Raw genomic sequence first — 22,562 nt, forward strand, 5'->3', positions numbered from 1 at the left:
GCCCCGTTCGGCGGATGGACGGAGCTCGTTTGGAGAGACTTGCGACCAGGGGACGGATGGGACCGCGCAGTGCGGGGCTACGAGAGCCAGGAGCGAGAGCCGGCGGCTGACGTCGACCACCTCACTCGGTTCGAAGCCGAGATGAAGCGGCTGAGGACCGAGCGGGAAAAGGCCATCCAGCACGCCGAGGACCTCGGCTACCAGGTCGAGGTGCTGCGCGCCAAGCTGCACGAGGCGCGGCGCACCCTCATGACCCGGCCTGCCTATGACAGCGCCGACATCGGCTATCAGGCCGAGCAGTTGCTGCGCAACGCCCAGATGCAGGCGGACCAGATCCGTGCCGACGCGGACCGCGAGCTGAGCCAGGCCCGGGCGCAGACCCAGCGGATCCTCCAGGAGCACGCCGAGCAGGCGGCCCGCCTGCAGGCCGAGCTGCACGCCGAGGCCGTGGCCCGCCGTCAGCAGCTCGACCAGGAGCTCGCCGAGCGCCGGCAGACCGTCGAGTCGCACGTCAACGAGAACGTGGCCTGGGCCGAGCAGCTGCGCTCCCGCACCGAGCAGCAGGCCCGGCGTCTGCTGGAGGAGTCGCGGGCCGAGGCCGAGCAGGCCATGTCGGCGGCGCGTGCGGAGGCCGAGCGGCTGACCGCCGAGGCCCGGCAGCGCCTCCAGAGCGAGGCCGAGGCCGCCCGCGCCGAGGCCGAGCAGCTGCTGCGCCGCGCCCGTACGGACGCCGAGCGGCTGCTGAACGCCGCCTCCACGCAGGCCCAGGAGGCCACCGAGCACGCCGAGCAGCTGCGCACGTCCACGGTCTCGGAGTCCGACGCCGCCCGCCGCCAGGCCGCCGAGCTGAGCCGGGCCGCGGAAGCGCGGATGACCGAGGCCGAGGAGGCCCTGCGCAAGGCGCAGTCCGAGGCGGAGAAGCTGGTCACCGAGGCCAAGGAGGCCGCGGCCAAGACCATCGCCGGCGCCGAGGCGGCCAACGAGACCCGCACGCGCACCGCCAAGGAGCAGGTCGCCCGCCTCGTCAGCGAGGCCACGAAGGAGGCCGAGGCCACCAAGGAGGAGGCCGAGCAGGTCGTCGCCGACGCTCGCGCCGAGGCCGAGAAGATCGTCGCGGAGGCCGCCGAGAAGGCCCGTTCGATCACCGCCGAGGAGACCGCGAGCCAGCTGTCCAAGGCGGCCAGGACCGCCGAGGACGTGCTCAACAAGGCGTCGGAGGACGCCAAGAAGACCACCAAGGCGGCCACCGAGGAGGCCGAGCGGATCCGCCGTGAGGCGGAGACCGAGGCGGACCGGCTGCGCGCCGAGGCGCACGACATCGCCGAGCAGCTCAAGGGCGCGGCGAAGGACGACACCAAGGAGTACCGCGCCAAGACCGTCGAACTCCAGGAGGAGGCACGACGGCTGCGCGGCGAGGCCGAGCAGCTGCGCGCCGACGCGGTCGCCGAGGGCGAGAAGATCCGCGCGGAGGCCCGCAAGCAGGCCGTGGCGCAGATCGAGGAGGCGGCCAAGACCGCCGAGGAGCTGCTCGCCAAGGCGAAGGCCGACGCCGACGAGCTGCGGCAGAGCGCGACCACCGACAGCGAGAAGGTCCGTACCGAGGCCATCGAGCGGGCGACCACGCTGCGCCGGCAGGCCGAGGAGACGCTGGAGCGCACCCGCAAGGAGGCCGAGCGGCACCGCGCGGAGGTCCTGGAGCAGTCCGAGGGCATCCGTGCCGACGCCGAGCGGGCCGCGCGGGAGCTGCGCGAGGACACCGAGCGGGCCGTGGAGGCCCGCCGCGCGGAGGCCGCCGAGGAGCTGACGCGGCTGCACACGGAGGCGGAGTCCCGGCTCGCCGCCGCCGAGCAGGCACTGACCGACGCGCGCGAGGAGGCGGCGCGGATCCGCCGAGAGACCGCCGAGGAGACCGAGCGGCTGCGCGCGGAGTCCGCCGAGCGGATCCGTAGTCTCCAGGCGCAGGCCGAGGCGGAGGCCGAACGGCTGCGCGACGAGGCCGCGTCGGACGCGTCCGCCTCCCGGGCGGAGGGCGAGGCCATCGCCGTACGCCTGCGGTCGGAGGCGGCGGCGGAGGCCGAGCGGCTGAAGTCGGAGGCGCAGGACACCGCGGACCGGGTACGGGCCGAGGCGCAGGCCGCCGCCGAGCGGCTGGCCCAGGAGGCGTCCGAGACGCTGGCCGCCGCGCAGGAGGAGGCCGCCCGGCGCCGCCGCGAGGCCGAGGAACTGCTCGGCGCGGCCCGCCACGAGGCCGACCAGGAGCGCGAGCGGGCCCGCGAGCAGAGCGAGGAGCTGCTGGCGTCCGCCCGCAAGCGCGTGGAGGAGGCGCAGGCCGAGGCCGTACGTCTGGTGGAGGAGGCCGACCGGCGCGCCACCGAGATGGTGTCGGCGGCCGAGCAGCACGCCCAGCAGGTACGGGACTCGGTCGCCGGGCTGCACGAGCAGGCGCAGGACGAGATCGCCGGGCTGCGCAACGCCGCCGAGCACGCGGCGGACCGCACCCGGCGGGAGGCGCAGGAGGAGGCGGACCGGGTCCGCGCCGACGCCTACGCCGAGCGGGAGCGGGCCGCCGAGGACGCGGGCCGCGTCCGGCGGGAGGCGAGTGAGGAGTCCCAGGCCGCCAAGGCGCTGGCCGAGCGCACCATGGCGGAGGCGATCGCCGAGGCCGAGCGGCTGCGCACCGACGCGGCCGAGCACGCCCAGCGGGTGCGCACCGAGGCGTCGGACGCCATCGCCGAGGCCGACCAGGCGGCGGCACGCACGCGTGCGGACGCCCGCGAGGACGCCAACCGGATCCGGTCGGACGCGGCGACGCAGGCGGACACCCTCATCACCGAGGCGCGCAACGAGGCCGAGCGGCTGCAGTCGGAGACCGCCGCCGAGGCCGAGCGGGTGCGCACCGATGCGCTCGCCAAGGCCGAGAAGCTGGTCGGGGACGCGAGCGGCGAGGCGGAGCGGCTGCGTGCCGAGGCCGCGGAGACGGTCGGGTCGGCGCAGCAGCACGCGGAGCGGGTCCGCACCGAGGCCGAGCGGGTCAAGGCGCAGGCCGCCCAGGAGGCGGAACGGGTCACCACGGCGGCGCGCGAGGAGGCCGAGCGGACGCTGGACGAGGCCCGCAAGAACGCCAACAAGCGGCGTTCCGAGGCGGCCGAGCAGGTCGACAAGCTCATCACGGAGACCACCGCCGAGGCCGACAAGCTGCTCAGCGAGGCGCAACAGCAGGCACTGAAGACGACCGCGGACGCCGAGGCGCAGGCCGACACCATGGTGGGCGCGGCCCGCAAGGAGGCCGACCGGCTGGTGTCCGAGGCGACGGTCGAGGGCAACGCGCAGGTGGAGAAGGCCCGTACGGACGCGGACGAACTCCTCGTCGGCGCGCGCCGGGACGCGACCGCGATCCGGGAGCGGGCGGAGGAGCTGCGGGCCCGGATCACCGCGGAGATCGAGGAGTTGCACGAGCGGGCCCGCCGTGAGGCCGCCGAGACCATGAAGGCGACCGGCGACCGCTGCGACGGGCTCATCAAGGCCGCCGAGGAGCAGCTGGCCAAGGCCCAGGCGAAGGCCAAGGAGCTGGTGTCGGAGGCCAACTCCGAGGCCGGCAAGGTGCGTATCGCCGCCGTGAAGAAGGCGGAGGGTCTGCTGAAGGAGGCCGAGCAGAAGAAGGCGGCGCTCGTCAAGGAGGCCGAGGAGCTCAAGGCCGAGGCCATCCAGGAGGCCAGGCGCACGGTCGAGGAGGGCAAGCGCGAACTGGAGATCCTGGTGCGCCGCCGCGAGGACATCAACGCCGAGATCTCCCGCGTGCAGGACGTCCTGGAGGCGCTGGAGTCCTTTGAGGCCCCGTCAGCCGGCAAGGACAACACGGTCAAGGCGGGCGCGACGATCGGCGCCCCTCGATCGGGTGGCAAGTCGTCCGAAAGCTAGCGCCGAGGGTCGATTCGGGTGTCTTCTGGGGCCTTTGACCAAATCTTTGGCATGGTCCTTGGCAAGTGGTCCTGCGGTTAGCCACTCAAAAGAGGTGTCATTCTCCAGATCAAACACGCATCCGCTCGATGACACACCGCTTCGGCCCCTAGGATTCCACCTATCACCTCACCGGTCTCATTCGACAGGAACCCCATGAGCGACACTTCCCCCTACGGCTTCGAGCTTGTGCGGCGTGGGTACGACCGCGCTCAGGTGGACGAACGTATCTCCAAGCTCGTCTCCGACCGTGACAGCGCTCTCGCCCGCATCACCGCTCTGGAAAAGCGCATCGAGGAGCTCCACCTCGAAACGCAGAACGCCCAGGCCCAGGTCAGCGACGCCGAGCCGTCGTACGCCGGTCTTGGCGCACGCGTCGAGAAGATCCTGCGGCTCGCCGAGGAAGAGGCCAAGGACCTGCGCGACGAGGCCCGGCGCGCGGCCGAGCAGCACCGCGAACTCGCCGAGTCGGCGGCCCAGCAGGTGCGCAACGACGCCGAGGCGTTCGCGGCGGAGCGCAAGTCCAAGGCCGAGGACGAGGGCGTCCGGATCGTCGAGAAGGCCAAGAGTGACGCCTCCCAGCTGCGCGGCGAGGCGCAGAAGGACGCGCAGTCCAAGCGGGAGGAGGCGGACGCGCTCTTCGAGGAGACCCGCGCCAAGGCCGCGCAGGCCGCCGCCGACTTCGAGACGAACCTCGCCAAGCGCCGCGAGCAGTCCGAGCGCGACCTGGCGTCCCGTCAGGCCAAGGCCGAAAAGCGCCTGGCCGAGATCGAGCACCGCGCCGAGCAGCTGCGCCTGGAGGCCGAGAAGCTGCGCACCGACGCCGAGCGCCGCGCCCGCCAGACGGTGGAGACGGCCCAGCGCCAGGCCGAGGACATCGTGGCCGACGCCAACGCCAAGGCCGACCGGATCCGTTCGGAATCCGAGCGCGAGCTGGCCGCCCTCACCAACCGCCGCGACTCCATCAACGCCCAGCTGACGAACGTGCGCGAGATGCTCGCCACGCTCACCGGCGCCGCGGTGGCCGCGGCCGGTACGCCGGCCGAGGACGAGCCGATCTCCCGCGGGGTGCCCGCGCAGCAGTCCCGGTAACCACCCGGCGTACAGCTGCTGAACACCTGCGAAGCCCTCTGCCACTCAGGTGGCAGAGGGCTTTGTGCCGTTTTAGCGTTGCCGCATGATCGAGCTGGCGGGGCTGACCAAGCGGTACGGCGAGAAGGTCGCGGTGAACCACCTGACGTTCACCGTCAGACCGGGCGTCGTCACGGGCTTCCTCGGTCCCAACGGCGCCGGCAAGTCGACCACCATGCGCATGATCCTGGGCCTCGACCACCCCACCGCCGGGGACGTCCGGATCGACGGCAAGCACTACGACCAGCTCAAGGACCCGATGAAGTACATCGGGGCCCTGCTGGAGGCGAAGGCCTGGCACGGTGGGCGCAGCGCCTTCAACCATCTGCTGTGCCTGGCCCAGGCCAACGGCATTCCCAAGCAGCGGGTGCACGAGGTCCTCGACACCGTGGGCCTCACGGCGGTGGCGAGGAAGAAGGCCAAGGGCTTCTCCCTCGGCATGGGTCAGCGGCTCGGCATCGCGGGCGCGCTGCTCGGCGATCCACGGATCCTGATGTTCGACGAGCCGGTCAACGGCCTCGACCCCGAGGGCATCCACTGGATCCGCAACCTGATGAAGACGCTGGCCGCGCAGGGCCGTACGGTCTTCGTCTCGTCCCATCTGATGAGCGAGATGGCGCTCACGGCCGAGCACCTGGTCGTCATCGGCCAGGGCCGGCTGCTCGCGGACACCTCCATGGCGGACTTCATCGCGCAGAACTCGCGCAGCTCCGTGCGGATCCGAACCCCGCAGCGCGAGCGGCTGCTCGATGTGCTGCACGGGGCCGGGATCACGGTGGTGGAGGCCGGCAGCGGGGCGTTCGAGGTGGACGGGGGCAAGCCGGAGCGGATCGGGGAGCTGGCGGCGCAGCATCAGATCGTGCTGCACGAGCTGAGTACCCAGCAGGCCTCCCTGGAGGAGGCGTTCATGCGGCTGACGGCGGAGTCGGTGGAGTACCACGCGCACTCCGATCCTGCGGCCGAGCGGCAGCTGGGGGTGCCCCCGGACGAAGTCTGGGGGAGGGGCAACGGCTGGAGGAAGGGCTGACATGGCGGCGACGCAGGTCATCCGGTCCGAGTGGACGAAGATCCGCTCCGTCGCGTCCACGCTGTGGACGCTGTCCCTCGCCGTGGTCGTCACCATCGCGCTGGGCATGCTGATCTCGGCGCTGTCGAAGAACGAGTTCGACAACCTGGACGAGGCCGGCCGGCTCTCCTTCGACCCGACGTTCATCAGCTTCGCCGGCATGAGCCTCGGTCAGCTGGCGATGATCGTGTTCGGGGTGCTCGTCGTCTCGAACGAGTACAGCACCGGCATGATCCGCACCTCGCTGGCCGCCGTACCGCAGCGCGCCACGTTCCTGTTCAGCAAGATCGCCGTCGCCGCGCTGCTCGCCCTGGTCGTCGGCCTGGCCACCAGCTTCGCCGCCTTCTTCCTCGGGCAGGCCATGCTGGGCGACCTGAGGGCGGACCTCGGCGACCCGGGTGTGCTGCGCGCGGTGATCGGCGGCGGGCTCTACATGACCCTGATCGCGATGTTCTCGATGGGCGTCGCCGCGATGCTGCGCTCGCCGATGCTGTCGCTGGGCATCCTGATGCCGTTCTTCTTCCTGATCTCCAACATCCTCGGCAATGTCTCGGCGACGAAGAAAGTCGGCCAGTACCTGCCCGACCAGGCCGGCAGCAAGATCATGCAGGTGGTGACCCCGATCGACGACGACACCCCCTACGGCCCCTGGGGCGGGCTGGGGATCATGGCACTGTGGGTGATCGCGGCGCTCGTCGGCGGTTACGTCACGCTCAAGCGGCGGGACGCCTAGGACAGGCCCCGGCCGTCTGCGTTTTTACCCGGTCTTGGAGGGAACCGTCAGCGCCTCGGTATCCTCCTAACCCTTACGGGGGGCGTGTGCCCCGCTGTCCTGAACCTTTCGATGGGTGCGGAGCATGATCGAGGCAGTCGGCCTGACCAAGCGCTACGGCGACAAGACCGCTGTGTACAACCTTTCCTTCCAGGTGCGGCCCGGGGCCGTCACCGGCTTCCTCGGGCCGAACGGCTCGGGAAAGTCGACGACGATGCGGATGATCCTCGGGCTGGACAATCCGACGGCGGGACGGGTGACCATCGGCGGCTACCCCTACCGCAAACTGCCGAACGCGCCCCGCCAGGTCGGCGCCCTGCTGGACGCCAAGGCGGTGCACGGCGGCCGGGCCGCCCGCAACCACCTGCTGTCCCTGGCCCAGCTGTCCGGCATCCCGGCCCGGCGGGTCGACGAGGTGCTCGGCGTGGTGGGCCTGCAGGACGTGGCCAAGCGGCGCTCCAAGGGCTTCTCCCTCGGTATGGGCCAGCGGCTCGGCATCGCCGCCGCGCTGCTCGGCGACCCGCAGGTGCTGCTGTTCGACGAGCCGGTCAACGGCCTCGACCCCGAGGGCATCCTCTGGGTGCGCAACCTGATGAAGGCGCTCGCGGCGGAGGGCCGTACCGTCTTCGTCTCCTCGCACCTGATGAGCGAGATGGCGCTGACCGCCGACCACCTGATCGTCATCGGGCGCGGGCAGCTGCTCGCCGACATGAGCGTCAAGGACTTCATCGCCGCGAACTCCGCCGGTTTCGCGCGCGTGCGCACGCCCGACACCGAGCCGCAGCTGCGCGAGAAGCTGGCGTCCGCGCTCGCCGAGGCGGGCGGTCACGTACTGCCCGAGCAGGACGGCGCGCTGCGGGTGACCGGGCTGCCGCTGCCGCGTATCAGCGACATCGCGCACGAAACGGACGTACGGCTGTGGGAGCTGTCCCCGCATCAGGCCTCGCTGGAGGAGGCCTACATGCGGATGACGCAGGCCGCCGTCGACTACCGCTCGACCGTCGACCAGAAGGCCGGGCTGCAGCAGCCGCTGCCGCCGGGCGCGCAGCCGCCGCTGCCGGTGCCGGGTCAGGGCCAGCCGGGCTGGTACGCCCCGCCGCCGCCCCAGCAGGGCGGGCAGCCGTTCGCGATGCCGCAGGGGCAGCCGGGGGCGGTGCCTCCGGGGCCGTACGGCGCTCCCTCCGCGCCCGGCGCGCCCGAGGCGGCCCAGGCCAATCCGTACGCCCAGCCGGGCCCGCAGACGGCCGCCCAGGCCGCCCCGCAGGCGCCCGCCGCCCAGCCCGCGCCCGCCGCCCCGGCCGCCGCCCCGCAGGCGCAGCCCCCGGCCGCCGCGCCCACTGCCCAGTCCCCCGCCTCCTCCCCCGACGAGACCAAGCCCGAGGACGCCCGATGAGCACGCCCCAGCCCCCCATGCAGCAGGCCGCGCCCGGCGCGCCGTACGCCGGTTACAGCTCGCCGATCCCCGTCGTCCGCACGCACCTCGGGCACGCGCTCGCCTCGGAGTGGACGAAGATCAAGTCGGTGCGCTCCACGATGTGGACGCTGGGCGTGTTCGTCCTGCTCGTCGTCGGCATCGGACTGCTCGCCGGCGCGCTGGTCGCGAACTCCTCGGAGGCGGAGCTCGGCGGCGAGAACCCGCTGTCCCTCGGCTTCTTCGGGCTGCTGCTCGGCAGCATGTGCATCATCACGCTGGGCGTGCTGACCACGGCGTCCGAGTACGGCACCGGGATGATCCGGACGACGATGACCGCCTGCCCCACGCGCGGGCGGGTGCTCGTGGCGAAGGCGATCGTGTTCTTCTCGGTCGCGTTCGTGGTCACGCTGGTCTCCGCCGGCTTCGTCGCCTTCGCCCAGGTCGGCATGCTCAGCGACGCGCGGGAGCCGTCGGGCGGGGAGTGGCTGAAGGGGACCGTCGGCATCTCGCTCTACATCGCGCTGCTCGGGCTGCTCTCGCTCGTCGTCGGCTCCATCGTCCGGCACTCGGCGGGCGCCATCACCATCATGATCGCCGCGGTGCTCGCCCCGCTGGTCATCGCGATGTTCATGTTCGCGTCCTCGCTGGAGGACCTGCGCCAGGCGCTGTTCGAGTACTCGATCCCGAACCAGCTGAGCATCTTCTACGCCAACTCGCTGTCCGAGTCCGGCCCGTCCGGCTGGGACCCGCTGTGGATCATGCTCGGTGTCACGGCCGCCGCGTTCGCCGGCGCCTACGCCCTGCTGGAGAAGCGGGACGTGTAGCACACAGGACCGAATGTCCTAGAACTTCGGCGAGTTACGGGACCGCTGCACCCGCGTGGTGCGGCGGTCCCGTGCGTTCCAGCACGCCTTGTGCCAGTGCCGGCGGTCGTCGACGCCCGCGTGCGCGGGCCAGGCCACCACGTGCGGTACGGCGGACGGAATCAGCTGGTCGCAGCCGGGGCAGCGGTACGTCTTGCCCTCGGAACTGGCCCCGGCCACATGGCGCACACTCCAGTCCTCGCCCTGCCAGTCCTCCGTGGACTGCCAGCCCCCGTAGCGGCCCGAACGGTCGTCCTCGGCGCTCCGGCCTGACGAGCCTGTGGCCTTCGGGCCCTTCGGACGGTTGCGACGCGGGGACACGGGACACCTCACGGAGCTATACAGGAACCGGGTCGCATCCAGCCTACGCGGCCCGGAGAGGGGTACGCGGAAAGCGGCGAACCTCACAAGTCCCCCTCTCGGACCGTTCATTCTGCCGACAATCCGCAAATCCCTTCGCCAGGCCGTGTCCTCGGCACGTGTCAGACGGTTATGCCGAGTGGGGGAGCTCCGTGTCGGAGCCAAGGAAGCAGGAAGAGCAATGCGCGTAGGAACGTTCGTGTTGGCGGCCCAGTTCCCGGGTCAGGGCCAGGGGGAGGCGCTGTACCGCGCGGTCCGCTCGGCGGAGGTCACCGAGGAGGCGGGGCTCGACTCGGTGTGGCTGGCCGAGCACCACTTCGTGCCGTACGGCACCTGCCCGTCGGCGATCACACTGGCCGCCTTAGTGCTCGGCCGCACCCGCCGCATCCGGGTCGGTACGGCGGTCAGCGTGCTGCCCACCACCCACCCGGTCGCGCTCGGCGAGCAGGCCGCGCTACTGCATGTGACGAGCGGCGGCCGCCTCACGCTGGGCGTCGGCCGCGGCGGCCCGTGGGTGGACCTGGAGGTGTTCGGCGCCGGGCTGGAGGCGTACGAGAAGGAGTACCCCGAATCACTCGATCTGCTCATGCGCTGGCTGCGCGAACCGGCGGTGGCGGGCCCCGGCGGCCGCTTCGCCTTCCGTGAAGTCCCCGTCGTACCAAGGCCGTCGGAGAGTCTGACGGAGGCCGAGGGGCCTGAGGTGCTCGTCGCATGCACGTCCCCGGCGAGTGTGCGGATGGCCGCCGAGCGCGGGCTGTCCATGCTGCTCGGCATGCACGTCGGGGACGAGGAAAAGGCCGAGATGGTCGCCCTGTGGCGGCAGCACGCGCGCGCGGTGGGGCGGTCGGCGGAGGAGATCCGCGGCGCTGCCCATGTGTCGGCCGGCGTCTGCCAGATCGCGGACCGGCGCACCGACGCGGCGGAGACGCTGCTGAAGGCGATGCCGGGATGGCTGAAGCAGGGGCTCGACGCCCATGTCACGGTGGACGGCCGGGAGCGCCGGATGCGCGATCCGCTGGCGTACACCGAACTGCTCTGCGGGCTGCACCCGGTGGGCACCCCGCGGCTGTGCGCCGACCGGCTGGCGGCGACCAGCGAACGCACGGGAGTCTCCCGCTTCGCCCTGCTCGTCGAGGGCTCCGGCGATCTGGTGGCGACGGAGGAGAACGTACGGCGGCTGGGCGCCGAGGTGCTGCCCCAGCTGACGTGAACGGCCCCACCGCGCGGGAGGCTTGCCGCTCCGGTACAGATCGCACCTCCCGCGTACGGAGCGGCAAGCAAGCGGTTCACCGCCTCAGCAGTCCCGCAGCTCCGGGGACTGGTTCAGCAGCTGGCCGCGGATCGAGGTGAAGCGGGCCAGCCTCTCGTCCGCCGAGGCGTCCAGCGGGAACACCGCCACGCGGTGGCAGTTCTGGAAGGCCAGCCGCACACCGAAGTGCCGCTGCAGCGCACCGCGGATGGCGTCACTCGCGAGCGCACGCAGCAGCTGACCGCGTGCCTGCTCGTCCGGCGGGGGCGTCTGGTTGTCGGCGAACTCTCCGCCGTCCACCTTCAGCTGGGCCACCAGGGAGCTGATCATCTCCCATGCGTAGGGCAGGGAGGTCCGGACGCAGTCGACGAAGTCAGCTTCGTCGACCTCGCCTCGCTCGGCCTGTTCGAGTAGGGCCGGTGAGACGTCGAGCGACATGGGTTCTCCTCTCGCACCCCCAACCAGCAGGGGTTGCCGGACAGATGTGGGAGCACGCGAAAGCGAACACGCTGGGTACACAGTTCGCGACCTCCCGTTTAATACGGTAGGCAACCGACGGTGACCGCACCAGAAGAATGCGCATACAGGTAGATCCCAATAGGCACACAATCGGCCACTAATGAACACGGGTTTTCCAGGGCGAATCGCGTGCACACCAGCCCGTCGAGTAGCGTTGCCGACCATGCGTCTCGTCATTGCCCGATGCTCCGTCGACTACGCGGGCCGGCTCACCGCCCACCTCCCGACCGCACCCCGTCTGATCCTGGTGAAGGCGGACGGCAGCGTCTCGATCCACGCGGACGACCGGGCCTACAAGCCCCTGAACTGGATGTCGCCGCCCTGCACGCTGAAGGAGGGGACCGGCGAGGAGGCCGGAGTCTGGACCGTCGTCAACAAGGCGGGCGAGAAGCTGATCATCACGATGGAAGAGGTCCTGCACGACTCCACGCACGAACTGGGCGTCGACCCCGGCCTGATCAAGGACGGCGTGGAAGCACACCTGCAGGAACTGCTCGCCGACCGCATCGAGACCCTCGGCGAGGGCTACACGCTGATCCGCCGCGAGTACATGACGGCCATCGGGCCGGTCGACATCCTGTGCCGGGATACCGAGGGCCAGACCGTCGCGGTCGAGATCAAGCGACGCGGCGAGATCGACGGTGTGGAGCAGCTCACGCGCTATCTGGAACTGCTCAACCGCGATCCCCATCTGGCGCCCGTCCGTGGCATCTTCGCCGCCCAGGAGATCAAGCCGCAGGCTCGCGTGCTGGCGACGGATCGGGGGATCGGGTGCCAGGTGCTGGATTACGACGCCCTGCGCGGCATTGAGGACGACAAGTTGCGGTTGTTCTGAGGCGTACGGCGGTGAGGGCCGGGTCCGTTGGTTCGGACCCGGCCCTCTTGTGCTGCAACGGCCTCAGATCACCTCTTGCGATTGCGAGCTGCTGGGGGTGCCTGCGGCGCTGGATTCCGGGGCGCTGGCCGTGGTGCTGGATTCGATGGGGGAGCTGGCGGTGTTGGAGGTCGAGGGCGACTCCGTCGGCGGTTCAGACGTCTCCGTCGGCGGCTGCGAGGTCTCGGTAGGCGGTTCGGAGGTCTCAGTCGGGGGCTTGGACGTCGCGCTCGGGGGCTTGGGCGACCACGGCGGCTTCGTGGCCGACGGCGACGGCGAGTCCACGGAACCGCCCCCACCCGGGTTCTGCGTCCCACTCGGCTCGTCCGACGGCTCCCCCGCCCCCGAACCCCCCGCCCCCGGGTCCACCGGCGTCGGATCGTCCGTCGTACCGGGCGTGCCGTCGGGGCCCGGATCCGTCGGGCTGCTGGTCGCCCCGGCCGTGTCGCCGTCGTCGTCCTGGTCGGCCTGGTCCGCGCCGAGGCTGTCGTCGCCGGGGCCCTGGCTGGCGGACGGATTGACGCCGACGTGGTCGGAGGGGCTGTCGGCGTCGTTGTTGGAGGTGGCGCCGAGCGTCACAACCGTACCGAGCACCGCCACGAGCAGCGCGCCCGCGCCGGCCGCGACGAGGTTGCGCCGGGCGAGGCCGCGCAGGCCGCCGCCCTTCACGCGTCCGGACGGGGCTCCGGGCGTGGAGCGGTGGGTGATGAGCTCCGGGGCGCTGTCGGGCCGTTGCAGCGGCGGGAACTCCGCCACGGCCGCCGGGACTCCGCCGGGCGGCGAGGCCGACTCCTCGTGGCGGGCGTCGGGCACCTCCTCACCGGCGGTGGCGCCGAGCGCGAGCGTCGCCGCGACGCCCGGTGTCGTGCCCTCCCGGTCGGTCACCAGGGCGAGGGCGCGGCGGCCGGCCACGGTGCCGCGCTTGTCGGCGAGGGCGCCGCGCAGCCCGATGGAGGCCTCCAGTTCGGCGCGGGCCCGGTCGAGCCGTCCCTCGCAGAGCGCGAGGATGCCCAGCTCGTGGTGGAAGTAGGCCTGTTCGGCGACGTCCCCGGCGAGCCTCGCGGCCTCGGCGCCGGCGCGCAGCGCCCGTTCCCAGGCGCTCCAGTGCAGTCCGGCGGCGAACGCGGGCGCGGCGGTGCGGGCCAGCTGGACGGTGGGGCTCTCCTCGCCCTCGGCGGGCGCGGTCGTCGCCGGTACGAGCACACCCAGCGCGGTGAGCAGGGCGTCCGCCTCGGCGCACACGCGCTCCGGGGTGACCGAGGGGTGTCCGGCCCACCAGGCGTAGTGCTTGGCGGCGGTCAGGGCGTGGCCCTCGGGGTCGTCGGCGTATCCGGCGGCCTCCAGCTGGGTCTGCACGCCGGCGGCGAGCCGGTAGCGGGAGCCGACCGGTGAGACCAGCGCGCTGCCGAGCAACTCGCCCAGCGCGGCGTCCGCGTGGGTGTCGCCGACAAGGGCGGGCAGATGAGCCTGGTGGGGCACCTCGCCGCCGAGCGCCACGGCGATCCGCAGGGTGGCGCGGGCGGACGCGCTGAGCCGGGAGGCGAGCAGCGCGGCGGGCGCGGCTCCCTCGGCGAGCGAGGGCAGGGGGATGTCGGCGCCGACGGGCGGGCCGGGGACGGCGTCGAGGGGCTCGTCGACCGGGACGTCCTGGAAGACGCCGAACTCGTCGAGCGCGTCGGCGCCGGCGCGCAGCCGGTCGCGCTGCCGGAGCAGGGCGCCGGCCTGGACGAACCGCAGCGGCAGGCCCTCGGACTCGAACCAGAGGTCGCCGGCCCAGTTGGCCTCGTCCTCGGTGAGCGGCCGGCCCACGGCGTACTCCAGCAGCTCCAGGCCGCCGGCACGGTCGAGGCCGTCGAGGAAGACCTCCTCGATGGCCGACTCGGCGGACGGCGCGGGCACGTCCGGGGTGGCGGAGATGAGGAAGGCGCACTCGGGGGTGGCATCCAGCAGCTCGTCGAGCGCTGCGCCGCCGAACTCGATGTCGTCGAGCACGACGACCGCGCCGATCTGCCGGACACATGCGAGCAGTTCGTCCCGTTCCGGGCGGTGCAGGGGCGCGCTGTGAACGGCGTAGAACAGGTCGTGGAGCAGATCGGTCGTGGTGCGGTGGAAACCGGTCAGGCGGACGACGCCGTCGGGGGCGAGGTCGGAGCAGTCCTCGGCGACGGTGTCGAGGAGGGTGGTGCGGCCGGAGCCGCCGGGGCCGGTCAGGCGCACGGAGCGGCCGCGGGCGAGCAGCCGTACCAGACGCTCGCGTTCGTCCTGGCGGCCGAGGAGCGGCAGGGTGGGGCGGCTCGGGCCGGGCGGGACCGGTGGGGCGGCGGCGCGTTCCACCTCAGCGCGTTGGGCCGGGGTCAGTTTGTCGGGTGTGCCGGGGCGTTCGCCGGGCGGGCAGAGCTCTATCTCGCTGCCGTCGACGGGGTTGACGGTGAGCAGGAAGTCACCGGAGACCAGCTGCACCGTGCGGGCGAGTGCGGGCGCGGGCTGGCCGAAGTCGGAGGTGAGGGAGTCCCTGGGTGGGCGCTGGCGCGGCGGGTTGCCGTCACCGTCATGGCCGTACTCCTCGGGTCCCCGGTTGTTCGGGTCCATAGGTTCAAGCCCCCCAAAAGCGTCGGGTGCGTCGAGTGCCCTCCCGGCCTTGCCGCACACCGCGCTGTCGCTTCTGGTCCGGGCCCGCACGAGGGTCGATCAGACGCGGGCGACCGAACCCTAAACCTTCGCTCAGTATCTACGACAGTCCGGGGTGCCACCCGGTCCGAGACGTCACGGTCTCGTGAGGATTGCGTGCGTCGGGCGTTTCGCCGCGAGCCGCCCGGTCTCCCCGGCCCTGGTGACACCCCCGGTCGAGGTGTCACACCCGGGGCAGGGACTCCACGCCGATGCCGCCCTCGATCGCCAGGATCCGGTGCAGCCGGGTGGCCACCAGCAGGCGCTGCATCTGCGGGGGTACGCCGCGCAGCACCAGGCGTCGGCCGCAGCGGCCTGCCCGCCGGTGGGCACCCATGATGACCCCGAGTCCGGTGGCGTCCCACGAGTCCAGTTCGGACAGGTCGAGGACGAGGTCGCCGTCTCCGTCGTCGACGGCCGAGTGCAGGACCGTACGGGCGTCCGCCGCGCTGCGGACGTCGAGGCGGCCCCCGACGACCACCTCGGCGTGGTCGCCCCTGATGTGCATATGCGCTCCCCGTGAGTGCGGTGACGTACTCCAAGACGGTGGCTGTGCAACGTCTGACTGCTTCTGTGGCGGCGCGGTTGCTGGTTGTAAGCGAACCGATACCGAATTCACCCCTAGGTGTGATGTCTCAGGGGCGTGCCCGCCGCTTCAGTGCTTGTAGAAGCCCTGCCCGCTCTTGCGTCCGATGTCACCGGCGTCAACCATCCGGCGCATCAGCTCCGGCGGAGCGAACTTCTCGTCCTGGGTCTCGGTGTAGATGTTGCTCGTGGCGTGCAGCAGGATGTCGACGCCGGTGAGGTCGGCCGTGGCCAGCGGGCCCATGGCGTGACCGAAGCCCAGCTTGCAGGCGAGGTCGATGTCCTCGGCCGAGGCGACGCCCGACTCGTACAGCTTGGCCGCCTCGACGACGAGCGCCGAGATGAGCCGGGTGGTGACGAAGCCGGCCACGTCGCGGTTGACGACGATGCAGGTCTTGCCGACCGACTCGGCGAACTCCCGTGCGGTGGCGAGGGTCTGGTCACTCGTCTTGTAACCGCGCACCAGCTCGCACAGCTGCATCATCGGCACCGGCGAGAAGAAGTGCGTGCCGACGACCCGCTCCGGGTGCTCCGTCGCGGCCGCGATCTTGGTGATCGGGATGGCGGAGGTGTTGGAGGCGAGCACGGTGTCCGGGCGCACGATCTTGTCGAGGGTGCGGAAGATCTCGTGCTTGACGTCCAGCTTCTCGAAGACGGCCTCGACGACGATGTCCGCTTCGGCGGCCGCGTCCAGGTCAGTGGTCGTGGTGATCCGGGCGAGGGCGGCCTCGGCGTCCTGCGATGCAAGCTTGCCCTTGCTGACGAACTTGTCGTACGAGGCCTTGATGCCGTCGGTGCCACGGGTCAGCGCCTCGTCGGTGACGTCGCGCAGGACGACGTCCCAGCCCGCCTGGGCGGAGACCTGGGCGATGCCGGAACCCATGAGACCGGCCCCGATGACGGCGAGCTTCCGTGCCACTTGACGACTCCCCTGATACGCGCTGTCGTTCTTCTCTCGGGCGGACACTAGCGCTCGTGAGGGCCGGTGTGACTGACTTAGTAACGCGTTTCACGTCTCAGCAAGTGAGACCCCTGTCACGAAGTGAACGTCTAGATTGGCCTCATGGTCAATCTGACGCGCATCTACACCCGCACCGGCGACCAGGGCACCACCGCTCTCGGTGACATGAGCCGGGTCGCCAAGACCGATCTGCGGATCTCGGCCTACGCGGACGCCAACGAGGCCAACGCGGTGATCGGCACGGCGATCGCGCTGGGCAACCTCGACACGGAGATCGTCAAGGTCCTCACTCGCGTCCAGAACGACCTGTTCGACGTGGGTGCGGACCTGTCGACGCCGGTGGTGGAGCAGCCCCAGTTCCCGCCGCTGAGGGTCGAGCAGTTCTACATCGACCGTCTGGAGGCGGACTGCGACCGCTTCAACGAGCGGCTGGAGAAGCTGCGCTCCTTCATCCTGCCGGGCGGCACCCCGGGCGCCGCCCTGCTCCACCAGGCCTGCACGGTCGTACGCCGGGCGGAACGCTCGACGTGGGCGGCCCTGGAGGTCCACGGGGAGACCATGAACCCTCTGACGGCCACCTACCTCAACCGGCTATCGGACCTGCTTTTCATCCTGGCCAGGACGGCCAACAAGGACGTCGGTGACGTGCTCTGGGTCCCGGGCGGGGAGCGCTGAGGCCTCCTCGCGGGGCGCCTTCTTCGGCCAGATGGCGTACGACAGGGCGACCAGGCCGTGGATGCCGGCCGCGCGCCAGGCGGTGAAGATCCAGCTCTCCAGGGAGCCGGTGCGGCTCGGGTCGTCCACGTACCACACGGCGATCAGCAGCAGCACGCTCGCCACCGCCGCGCCGACGACCGAACCGAGCCAGACCCTGCCCTCGTGCCGGGCGCGGGCCATCCCGTAGCGGGGCGGCTTCACGGGCGGCGCGGCGCCGCCGAAGCGGTGGGCGGCGTGGCCGTCGAGCCACTTCACCGTGCGGTGGCCGTGACCGACGGTGTAGCCGATGTAAAGGGCAGCCAGGCCGTGCTTCCAGCTCGGGTCGGCGCCGTTCTTGAGGTCGATCGCGGTGGCGACCAGCAGGACGACCTCCAGCAGCGGTTCGAGCAACAGCATGCCCAGCCCCGTACGGCGCATCCGCAGCACGTAGCGGAAGAACAGCCCCGCGGCCAGCAGCACCCAGAAGCCGACCTCGCAGACGATGATCAGCGCGACGATCACGGCACACTCCTCTCGGTCACCCCTCAAGGCTCCCGTCGCGGCCGCGCCGATTCGTCGTCGGCGGTGAGGAAGTCGCGGTACATCGAAAGATGCAGTCGCGGACCATTCCCCTGGATCAGGCGCCGGGACACCACGCCGTGTTGGATGGTGGCATGGCCGTACGACTCCCCCGCCCGCACCCGTTCGACGCGCGCGTCGCGCTGGCGGGCCTGCTGGGCGGACTGCTGCTGTGGGGCATCGGACTCGCCATGCGGCCGAAGGGTGAGCCGAACGTACTGTTCGCCGGTCCCTGGCCGATCCTGCTGCCGCTCGCCGTGATGGCCGGCTGCGAGCTGCTGCGCCGGGCCGCGCCCCGCGTCGCGCTGCCGGTCGCCACGGTCGCGATCGTGGCGGACCTGCTCACACAGGGCAGTCTGGTCACCGTCCTGATGTTCACCGACGTCATGTACGCCGCCGTGCTGTACGGCACGCCCGCCGCGGCCCGCCGCATCCCGTGGGTCACCGGCATGCTCACGGTGATCGCCACCGTCGTGCCGTTCGCGGCGTGGCGGGAGCCGGAGGCTCTGCTGATCGGCGTCGCCACCGGCGTCGTCGCCTTCGGGCCCGCCAGCACCGGCCTGATCGTGCGCAACCACCGCGAGGCCGCCGACGCCGCCCGGCTGCGCGCCGAGCAGACCGCGCTGCTCGCCGAGATGGACCGCGCCCAGGCCGTCACCGCCGAACGCGCCCGGATGGCACGCGAGTTGCACGACATGGTCGCCAACCATCTCTCCGCGATCGCCATCCACTCCACGGCCGCGCTCTCCCTGGACAACCCCGCGACCTCGAAGGAGGCCCTCGGCGTCATCCGTGAGAACAGCGTCGAGGGGCTCGCGGAGATGCGCCGGCTGATCGGGCTGCTGCGGGACTCCAGCGGCGACACGGAACCGGCCGTCGCCCCCACCCTCGACGGTCTCGGCGCCCTCGTCGACACCGCGCGCGCCAACGGCCTCGACGTCACCCTCGCCGCCGAGCACGGCGAGGGGCTGCCCGCGCCGGTGGAGCTCGCGGCGTACCGGATCGTGCAGGAGTCCCTCACCAACGCCCTCAAGCACGCCGGTCCCGGCCGGGTCACGGTCGCGCTGCGGCAGCGGGACGGCTCGCTGGACATCACGGTGACCAGCCCGTACGGCGACCGGGACGGGCCCCGGGCACCCGGCTCCGGGGCGGGGCTGGTCGGGATGCGGGAGCGGGCCGCCCTGCTGGACGGCCGCTTCGAGGCGGCGCCGGAGGACTCACCCGAAGGCAAGATCTGGGCCGTACGGGCCACCCTCCCCGTCACCGAAGGAGAGACCGAATGATCCGCGTGCTCGTCGCCGAGGACCAGTCCGCCGTGCGCGCCGGGCTCGTGCTCATCCTGCGCAGCGCGCCCGACATCGAGGTGGTCGGGGAGGCGTCCGACGGCGAGCAGGCGGTGGCGCAGGCTCGCGAACTGCGGCCGGATCTGGTGCTGATGGACATTCAGATGCCGCGTCTGGACGGGGTGTCGGCGACCCGGCAGGTGGTGGCGGAGGGGCTGGCCGATGTCCTCGTGCTGACCACTTTCGACCTCGACGAGTATGTGTTCGGCGCGCTGCGTGCGGGCGCGTCCGGGTTCCTGCTGAAGAACACGGACGCGAAGGATCTGCTGGAGGCGGTACGGACGGTGGCGCGCGGCGAGGGCCTGATCTCACCGGCGGTCACGCGCCGACTGATCGCCGAGTTCGCCGCCAAGCCGGTACGGGAGCCGAAGGCCGACCCTTCGGTTCTGGACACCCTCACCCGGCGGGAGCGCGAGGTGCTGTCCTGTCTCGGCGAGGGGCTGTCCAACGCCGATATCGCGACCCGCCTCGACATGGCGGAGGCGACGGTGAAGACGCACGTCAGCCGGTTGCTGGGGAAGCTGGAGCTGCGCAGCCGGGTGCAAGCCGCGGTACTGGCGCAGGAGTTGGGGATCTAGCGCCTGATCCGGCGACTGATCCGGCGGACATATGGGGTAGTGGTCCAGACCTATTGACCTGTGGTCCAGACCTTTCTATTCTCGCGGCACTGTGGGCCTGATGGCTCAGTCATGCCCCCGACAACCAAGGAGGCGCAGCATGCGCTTCAGACACAGAGCCGTGGCAGGATTCGCGACCCTGCTGCTCCCGCTGGCCGGTCTGGTCGGTCTCGCCAGTCCCGCCCAAGCAGCCACCGAAGCCACCGCCACCTACGCCAAGACCCAGGACTGGGGCACCGGCTTCGAAGGCAAGTGGACCGTCAAGAACACCGGCACCACCACCATCAACTCCTGGACCGTGGAGTGGGACTTCCCCTCCGGTACGTCCGTCACCTCCGCCTGGGACGCCGACGTCACCTCCTCCGGCACCCACTGGACCGCCAAGAACAAGTCCTGGAACGGCACACTCGCCCCCGGCGCCTCCGTCTCCTTCGGCTTCAACGGCACCGGCTCCGGAGCCCCGGCCAACTGCAAGCTGAACGGCGGCAGCTGTGACGGCGGCGGCTCGGTCCCCGGCGACAACCCGCCGAGCGCCCCGGGCACCCCCTCCGCCTCCGACATCACCGACACCTCGGTGAGGCTCACCTGGAGCGCCGCCACCGACGACAACGGCATCAAGAACTACGACGTGCTGCGCGGCGGCACCAAGATCGCCACCGTCACCGGCACGACCTACACGGACACCGGCCTGACCGCCGGCACCGACTACTCCTACACCGTCCAGGCCCGCGACACCGCCGACCAGACCGGCCCGGTCTCCGGCGCCCGCGCGGTCCGCACCACCGGCGGCGGCACCGACCCCGGCCCGCAGCCCGGGGAGAAGATCAACCTCGGCTACTTCACCGAGTGGGGCGTCTACGGCCGTAACTACCACGTCAAGAACCTGGTGACGTCGGGCTCCGCGTCCAAGATCACGCACATCAACTACGCGTTCGGCAACGTCAAGAACGGCCAGTGCGTGCTCGACGACGCCTACGCCGCCACCGACAAGGCCTACACCGCCGACCAGTCCGTCAGCGGCGTCGCCGACACCTGGGACCAGCCGCTGCGCGGCAACTTCAACCAGCTGCGCCAGCTGAAGGCCAAGTACCCGCACATCAAGGTGCTGTGGTCGTTCGGCGGCTGGACCTACTCCGGCGGCTTCGGCCAGGCCGCGCAGAACCCGGCCGCGTTCGCCAAGTCCTGCAAGGCCGTCGTGGAGGACCCGCGCTGGGCCGACGTCTTCGACGGCATCGACATCGACTGGGAGTACCCGAACGCCTGCGGCCTGACCTGCGACACCTCGGGTCCGGCGGCGTTTAGGAACCTGACGCAGGCCCTGCGTGCCGAATTCGGCTCGAACTATCTGGTCACCGCGGCCATCACCGCCGACGGCTCCTCAGGCGGCAAGCTCGACGCGGCCGACTACGGCGGCGCCGCCCAGTACCTCGACTGGTACAACGTGATGACGTACGACTACTTCGGCGCCTGGGCCACCACCGGCCCGACCGCCCCGCACTCGCCGCTCACCTCCTACCCCGGCATCCCGACCGCGGGCTTCAACTCCGCGGACGCGATCGCCAAGCTCAAGGCCAAGGGAGTCCCCTCCGCCAAGCTGCTGCTCGGCATCGGCTTCTACGGCCGCGGCTGGACCGGCGTCACCCAGTCCGCCCCCGGCGGCACGGCGACCGGCGCGGCCCCCGGCACGTACGAGGCGGGCATCGAGGACTACAAGGTGCTCAAGAACTCCTGCCCGGTCACCGGCACCGTCGCCGGCACCGCGTACGCGCACTGCGGCAGCAACTGGTGGTCGTACGACACCCCGTCGACGATCGCCGGGAAGATGACCTGGGCCAAGAACCAGGGCCTGGGCGGCGCGTTCTTCTGGGAGTTCAGCGGTGACACCAGCAACGGTGAACTGGTGAACGCCATCAGCAACGGGCTGAACTAGCCCTTGTTGAGCAAGGCCTAAGCGACATTGACGCGCTGACCGGGCGGGGCTGCCTCAAGCCACGCGAGGAAACCGGTCAGCGCGTCTTCGCTCATGGCGAGTTCGAGACGCGTGCCCCGGTGCAGACAGGCGAGGATCACCGCGTCGGAGAGCAGCGCCAGCTCCTCCTCGCCCTCGGGGAGCCGGCGGCCGGCCACCTCGATCGCGGAGCGCTCCAGAATGCGGCGCGGGCGGGGGGCGTAGGAGAAGACGCGGTACCACTCCACACGGTCGCCGTTGTAGCGAGCCACGCCGTAGGCCCAGCCCTTGCCGCCGGTGTCGGGTTTCTCGGGGACGTCCCAGCGCAGGGAGCAGTCGAAGGTGCCGCCGGAGCGCTGGATGAGCCTGCGGCGCAGGCCGAAGACGAACAGCCCCAGCACCACCAGGGCGACGACAATTCCGCACACAGTCAGAGCGAGGACCATCGACACCGACCTCCTCGTCTCCTAGGTAACGGAACGGAAAAAACACCCATATCTGCCTCAGCCGCGGTCAGCTCCGGATTGCTCCGGTGCCGACCGCGGCTGAGTGACGTCATCGCACGGCGGTGTCGGTCAACGTGCCGCCGACGCCGCACGAAGTCGGACGTCCGCGCGGCGCTGGGCCTCGGCGTCGTCCTCCGCCTTCGCGCGCTCCAGGTCCTGCTCGACGCGCTTGACGTCGATCTCGTCGGCCAGCTCGGCGACCTCGGCCAGCAGCGACAGCTTGTTGTCGGCGAACGAGATGAAACCGCCGTGCACCGCGGCGACGACCGTCCCACCTTCACTCGAACGGATGGTCACCGGGCCCGACTCCAGCACACCGAGCAGCGGCTGGTGACCGGGCATGACGCCGATGTCGCCGGACGTGGTGCGCGCGACGACCAGGGTGGCCTCACCGGACCAGACCTGGCGGTCCGCAGCGACCAGCTCGACGTGCAGCTCAGCAGCCAAGGGTGGCT

The 22,562-nt window shown here is 71.4% G+C and carries 20 protein-coding genes; 12 read left to right on the forward strand and 8 right to left on the reverse strand.

Going from position 1 to position 22,562, the window contains the following annotated elements:
• The first annotated feature begins 69 nt into the window (after nucleotides 1-69).
• The 6 genes from scy (at nucleotide 70) to SSP24_RS30515 (ending at nucleotide 9,164) form a co-directional block, all read left to right on the forward strand.
• A complete protein-coding gene (gene scy / locus SSP24_RS30490) occupies nucleotides 70-3,918 on the forward strand; it encodes a polarized growth protein Scy (protein ID WP_141313197.1) in 3,849 nt (1,282 codons plus the stop codon).
• Between the two features lie 195 nt (nucleotides 3,919-4,113).
• The gene (locus SSP24_RS30495) at nucleotides 4,114-5,049 is read left to right on the forward strand and encodes a coiled-coil domain-containing protein (RefSeq protein ID WP_141313198.1); all 936 of its coding nucleotides are present in this window, start codon (nucleotides 4,114-4,116) and stop codon (nucleotides 5,047-5,049) included.
• Nucleotides 5,050-5,134: 85 nt separating this feature from the next.
• Nucleotides 5,135-6,115, forward strand: coding sequence for an ABC transporter ATP-binding protein (locus SSP24_RS30500; protein ID WP_141313199.1), 981 nt, complete (start codon nucleotides 5,135-5,137; stop codon nucleotides 6,113-6,115).
• 1 nt (nucleotide 6,116) lies between these two features.
• On the forward strand, nucleotides 6,117-6,887 hold the full coding sequence (locus SSP24_RS30505; RefSeq protein WP_141313200.1) for an ABC transporter permease: 771 nt from the start codon (nucleotides 6,117-6,119) through the stop codon (nucleotides 6,885-6,887).
• Between the two features lie 124 nt (nucleotides 6,888-7,011).
• Nucleotides 7,012-8,319 carry an ABC transporter ATP-binding protein gene (locus SSP24_RS30510; RefSeq protein WP_141313201.1) on the forward strand — a complete coding sequence of 436 codons (1,308 nt, stop codon included), beginning with the start codon at nucleotides 7,012-7,014 and terminating at the stop codon, nucleotides 8,317-8,319.
• The gene (locus SSP24_RS30515; protein ID WP_141313202.1) at nucleotides 8,316-9,164 is read left to right on the forward strand and encodes an ABC transporter permease; all 849 of its coding nucleotides are present in this window, start codon (nucleotides 8,316-8,318) and stop codon (nucleotides 9,162-9,164) included. Before SSP24_RS30510 ends, SSP24_RS30515 begins: the two co-directional genes overlap by 4 nt.
• Nucleotides 9,165-9,182: 18 nt before the next feature.
• Here the strand turns inward: SSP24_RS30515 and SSP24_RS30520 are convergent, their stop codons facing one another.
• Nucleotides 9,183-9,524: an Rv1322 family protein gene (locus SSP24_RS30520; protein ID WP_141313203.1), complete on the reverse strand. Its 342-nt coding sequence runs from the start codon at nucleotides 9,522-9,524 to the stop codon at nucleotides 9,183-9,185.
• A gap of 220 nt (nucleotides 9,525-9,744) precedes the next feature.
• On the opposite strand from SSP24_RS30520, the gene SSP24_RS30525 reads away from it, so the two are divergent.
• Nucleotides 9,745-10,773: an LLM class flavin-dependent oxidoreductase gene (locus SSP24_RS30525; protein WP_141313204.1), complete on the forward strand. Its 1,029-nt coding sequence runs from the start codon at nucleotides 9,745-9,747 to the stop codon at nucleotides 10,771-10,773.
• An 84-nt stretch (nucleotides 10,774-10,857) separates the two neighbouring features.
• On the opposite strand, the gene SSP24_RS30530 is transcribed toward SSP24_RS30525, so the two are convergent.
• Nucleotides 10,858-11,250 carry an SCO5389 family protein gene (locus SSP24_RS30530; RefSeq protein ID WP_141313205.1) on the reverse strand — a complete coding sequence of 131 codons (393 nt, stop codon included), beginning with the start codon at nucleotides 11,248-11,250 and terminating at the stop codon, nucleotides 10,858-10,860.
• A 244-nt stretch (nucleotides 11,251-11,494) separates the two neighbouring features.
• Between SSP24_RS30530 and nucS the strand changes: the two genes are divergently transcribed.
• On the forward strand, nucleotides 11,495-12,166 hold the full coding sequence (gene nucS, locus SSP24_RS30535) for an endonuclease NucS (RefSeq protein WP_141313206.1): 672 nt from the start codon (nucleotides 11,495-11,497) through the stop codon (nucleotides 12,164-12,166).
• A gap of 63 nt (nucleotides 12,167-12,229) precedes the next feature.
• On the opposite strand, the gene SSP24_RS30540 is transcribed toward nucS, so the two are convergent.
• The 3 genes from SSP24_RS30540 to SSP24_RS30550 form a co-directional block, all read right to left on the reverse strand.
• Nucleotides 12,230-14,794 (reverse strand): ATP-binding protein, encoded by a 2,565-nt coding sequence (locus SSP24_RS30540; RefSeq protein WP_141313207.1) that lies wholly within the window; start codon nucleotides 14,792-14,794, stop codon nucleotides 12,230-12,232.
• A gap of 262 nt (nucleotides 14,795-15,056) precedes the next feature.
• Complete coding sequence (locus tag SSP24_RS30545; RefSeq protein ID WP_141313208.1) at nucleotides 15,057-15,380, reverse strand: STAS domain-containing protein; 324 nt, start codon at nucleotides 15,378-15,380, stop codon at nucleotides 15,057-15,059.
• A gap of 147 nt (nucleotides 15,381-15,527) precedes the next feature.
• The gene (locus SSP24_RS30550; protein ID WP_141313209.1) at nucleotides 15,528-16,376 is read right to left on the reverse strand and encodes a 3-hydroxyacyl-CoA dehydrogenase family protein; all 849 of its coding nucleotides are present in this window, start codon (nucleotides 16,374-16,376) and stop codon (nucleotides 15,528-15,530) included.
• Between the two features lie 144 nt (nucleotides 16,377-16,520).
• Here SSP24_RS30550 and SSP24_RS30555 point away from each other — a divergent pair, with 144 nt between their 5' ends.
• Nucleotides 16,521-17,093 carry a cob(I)yrinic acid a,c-diamide adenosyltransferase gene (locus SSP24_RS30555; RefSeq protein ID WP_141313210.1) on the forward strand — a complete coding sequence of 191 codons (573 nt, stop codon included), beginning with the start codon at nucleotides 16,521-16,523 and terminating at the stop codon, nucleotides 17,091-17,093.
• Here the strand turns inward: SSP24_RS30555 and SSP24_RS30560 are convergent.
• Nucleotides 17,010-17,636: a hypothetical protein gene (locus SSP24_RS30560; protein WP_141313211.1), complete on the reverse strand. Its 627-nt coding sequence runs from the start codon at nucleotides 17,634-17,636 to the stop codon at nucleotides 17,010-17,012. The genes SSP24_RS30555 and SSP24_RS30560 overlap by 84 nt on opposite strands.
• A gap of 152 nt (nucleotides 17,637-17,788) precedes the next feature.
• Here SSP24_RS30560 and SSP24_RS30565 point away from each other — a divergent pair, with 152 nt between their 5' ends.
• The 3 genes from SSP24_RS30565 to SSP24_RS30575 all read left to right on the forward strand — a co-directional run bounded on the left by SSP24_RS30565 (nucleotide 17,789) and on the right by SSP24_RS30575 (nucleotide 21,583).
• Nucleotides 17,789-18,976: a sensor histidine kinase gene (locus SSP24_RS30565; RefSeq protein ID WP_141313212.1), complete on the forward strand. Its 1,188-nt coding sequence runs from the start codon at nucleotides 17,789-17,791 to the stop codon at nucleotides 18,974-18,976.
• Complete coding sequence (locus SSP24_RS30570) at nucleotides 18,973-19,614, forward strand: response regulator (protein WP_141313213.1); 642 nt, start codon at nucleotides 18,973-18,975, stop codon at nucleotides 19,612-19,614. Before SSP24_RS30565 ends, SSP24_RS30570 begins: the two co-directional genes overlap by 4 nt.
• A gap of 139 nt (nucleotides 19,615-19,753) precedes the next feature.
• A complete protein-coding gene (locus SSP24_RS30575) occupies nucleotides 19,754-21,583 on the forward strand; it encodes a glycoside hydrolase family 18 chitinase (protein WP_141313214.1) in 1,830 nt (609 codons plus the stop codon).
• A gap of 17 nt (nucleotides 21,584-21,600) precedes the next feature.
• Here SSP24_RS30575 and SSP24_RS30580 read toward each other — a convergent pair whose 3' ends face one another.
• Entirely contained in the window at nucleotides 21,601-22,047 is a 447-nt protein-coding gene (locus tag SSP24_RS30580) for a DUF2550 domain-containing protein (RefSeq protein ID WP_141313215.1), read from the reverse strand.
• A 129-nt stretch (nucleotides 22,048-22,176) separates the two neighbouring features.
• Nucleotides 22,177-22,554, reverse strand: coding sequence for a F0F1 ATP synthase subunit epsilon (locus SSP24_RS30585; RefSeq protein ID WP_141313216.1), 378 nt, complete (start codon nucleotides 22,552-22,554; stop codon nucleotides 22,177-22,179).
• Nucleotides 22,555-22,562 lie beyond the last annotated feature (8 nt).

It is taken from the genome of Streptomyces spinoverrucosus (assembly GCF_006539505.1).
GTDB lineage: Bacteria > Actinomycetota > Actinomycetes > Streptomycetales > Streptomycetaceae > Streptomyces > Streptomyces spinoverrucosus.

Coding starts and splice junctions, on each gene's coding strand:
- SSP24_RS30495 (WP_141313198.1), top strand. CDS start 4,114: ATGAGCGACACTTCCCCCTACGGCTTCGAGCTTGTGCGGCGTGGGTAC.
- SSP24_RS30500 (WP_141313199.1), top strand. CDS start 5,135: ATGATCGAGCTGGCGGGGCTGACCAAGCGGTACGGCGAGAAGGTCGCG.
- SSP24_RS30505 (WP_141313200.1), top strand. CDS start 6,117: ATGGCGGCGACGCAGGTCATCCGGTCCGAGTGGACGAAGATCCGCTCC.
- SSP24_RS30510 (WP_141313201.1), top strand. CDS start 7,012: ATGATCGAGGCAGTCGGCCTGACCAAGCGCTACGGCGACAAGACCGCT.
- SSP24_RS30515 (WP_141313202.1), top strand. CDS start 8,316: ATGAGCACGCCCCAGCCCCCCATGCAGCAGGCCGCGCCCGGCGCGCCG.
- SSP24_RS30525 (WP_141313204.1), top strand. CDS start 9,745: ATGCGCGTAGGAACGTTCGTGTTGGCGGCCCAGTTCCCGGGTCAGGGC.
- SSP24_RS30530 (WP_141313205.1), bottom strand. CDS start 11,250: ATGTCGCTCGACGTCTCACCGGCCCTACTCGAACAGGCCGAGCGAGGC.
- nucS (WP_141313206.1), top strand. CDS start 11,495: ATGCGTCTCGTCATTGCCCGATGCTCCGTCGACTACGCGGGCCGGCTC.
- SSP24_RS30540 (WP_141313207.1), bottom strand. CDS start 14,794: ATGGACCCGAACAACCGGGGACCCGAGGAGTACGGCCATGACGGTGAC.
- SSP24_RS30545 (WP_141313208.1), bottom strand. CDS start 15,380: ATGCACATCAGGGGCGACCACGCCGAGGTGGTCGTCGGGGGCCGCCTC.
- SSP24_RS30555 (WP_141313210.1), top strand. CDS start 16,521: ATGGTCAATCTGACGCGCATCTACACCCGCACCGGCGACCAGGGCACC.
- SSP24_RS30565 (WP_141313212.1), top strand. CDS start 17,789: ATGGCCGTACGACTCCCCCGCCCGCACCCGTTCGACGCGCGCGTCGCG.
- SSP24_RS30570 (WP_141313213.1), top strand. CDS start 18,973: ATGATCCGCGTGCTCGTCGCCGAGGACCAGTCCGCCGTGCGCGCCGGG.
- SSP24_RS30575 (WP_141313214.1), top strand. CDS start 19,754: ATGCGCTTCAGACACAGAGCCGTGGCAGGATTCGCGACCCTGCTGCTC.
- SSP24_RS30580 (WP_141313215.1), bottom strand. CDS start 22,047: ATGGTCCTCGCTCTGACTGTGTGCGGAATTGTCGTCGCCCTGGTGGTG.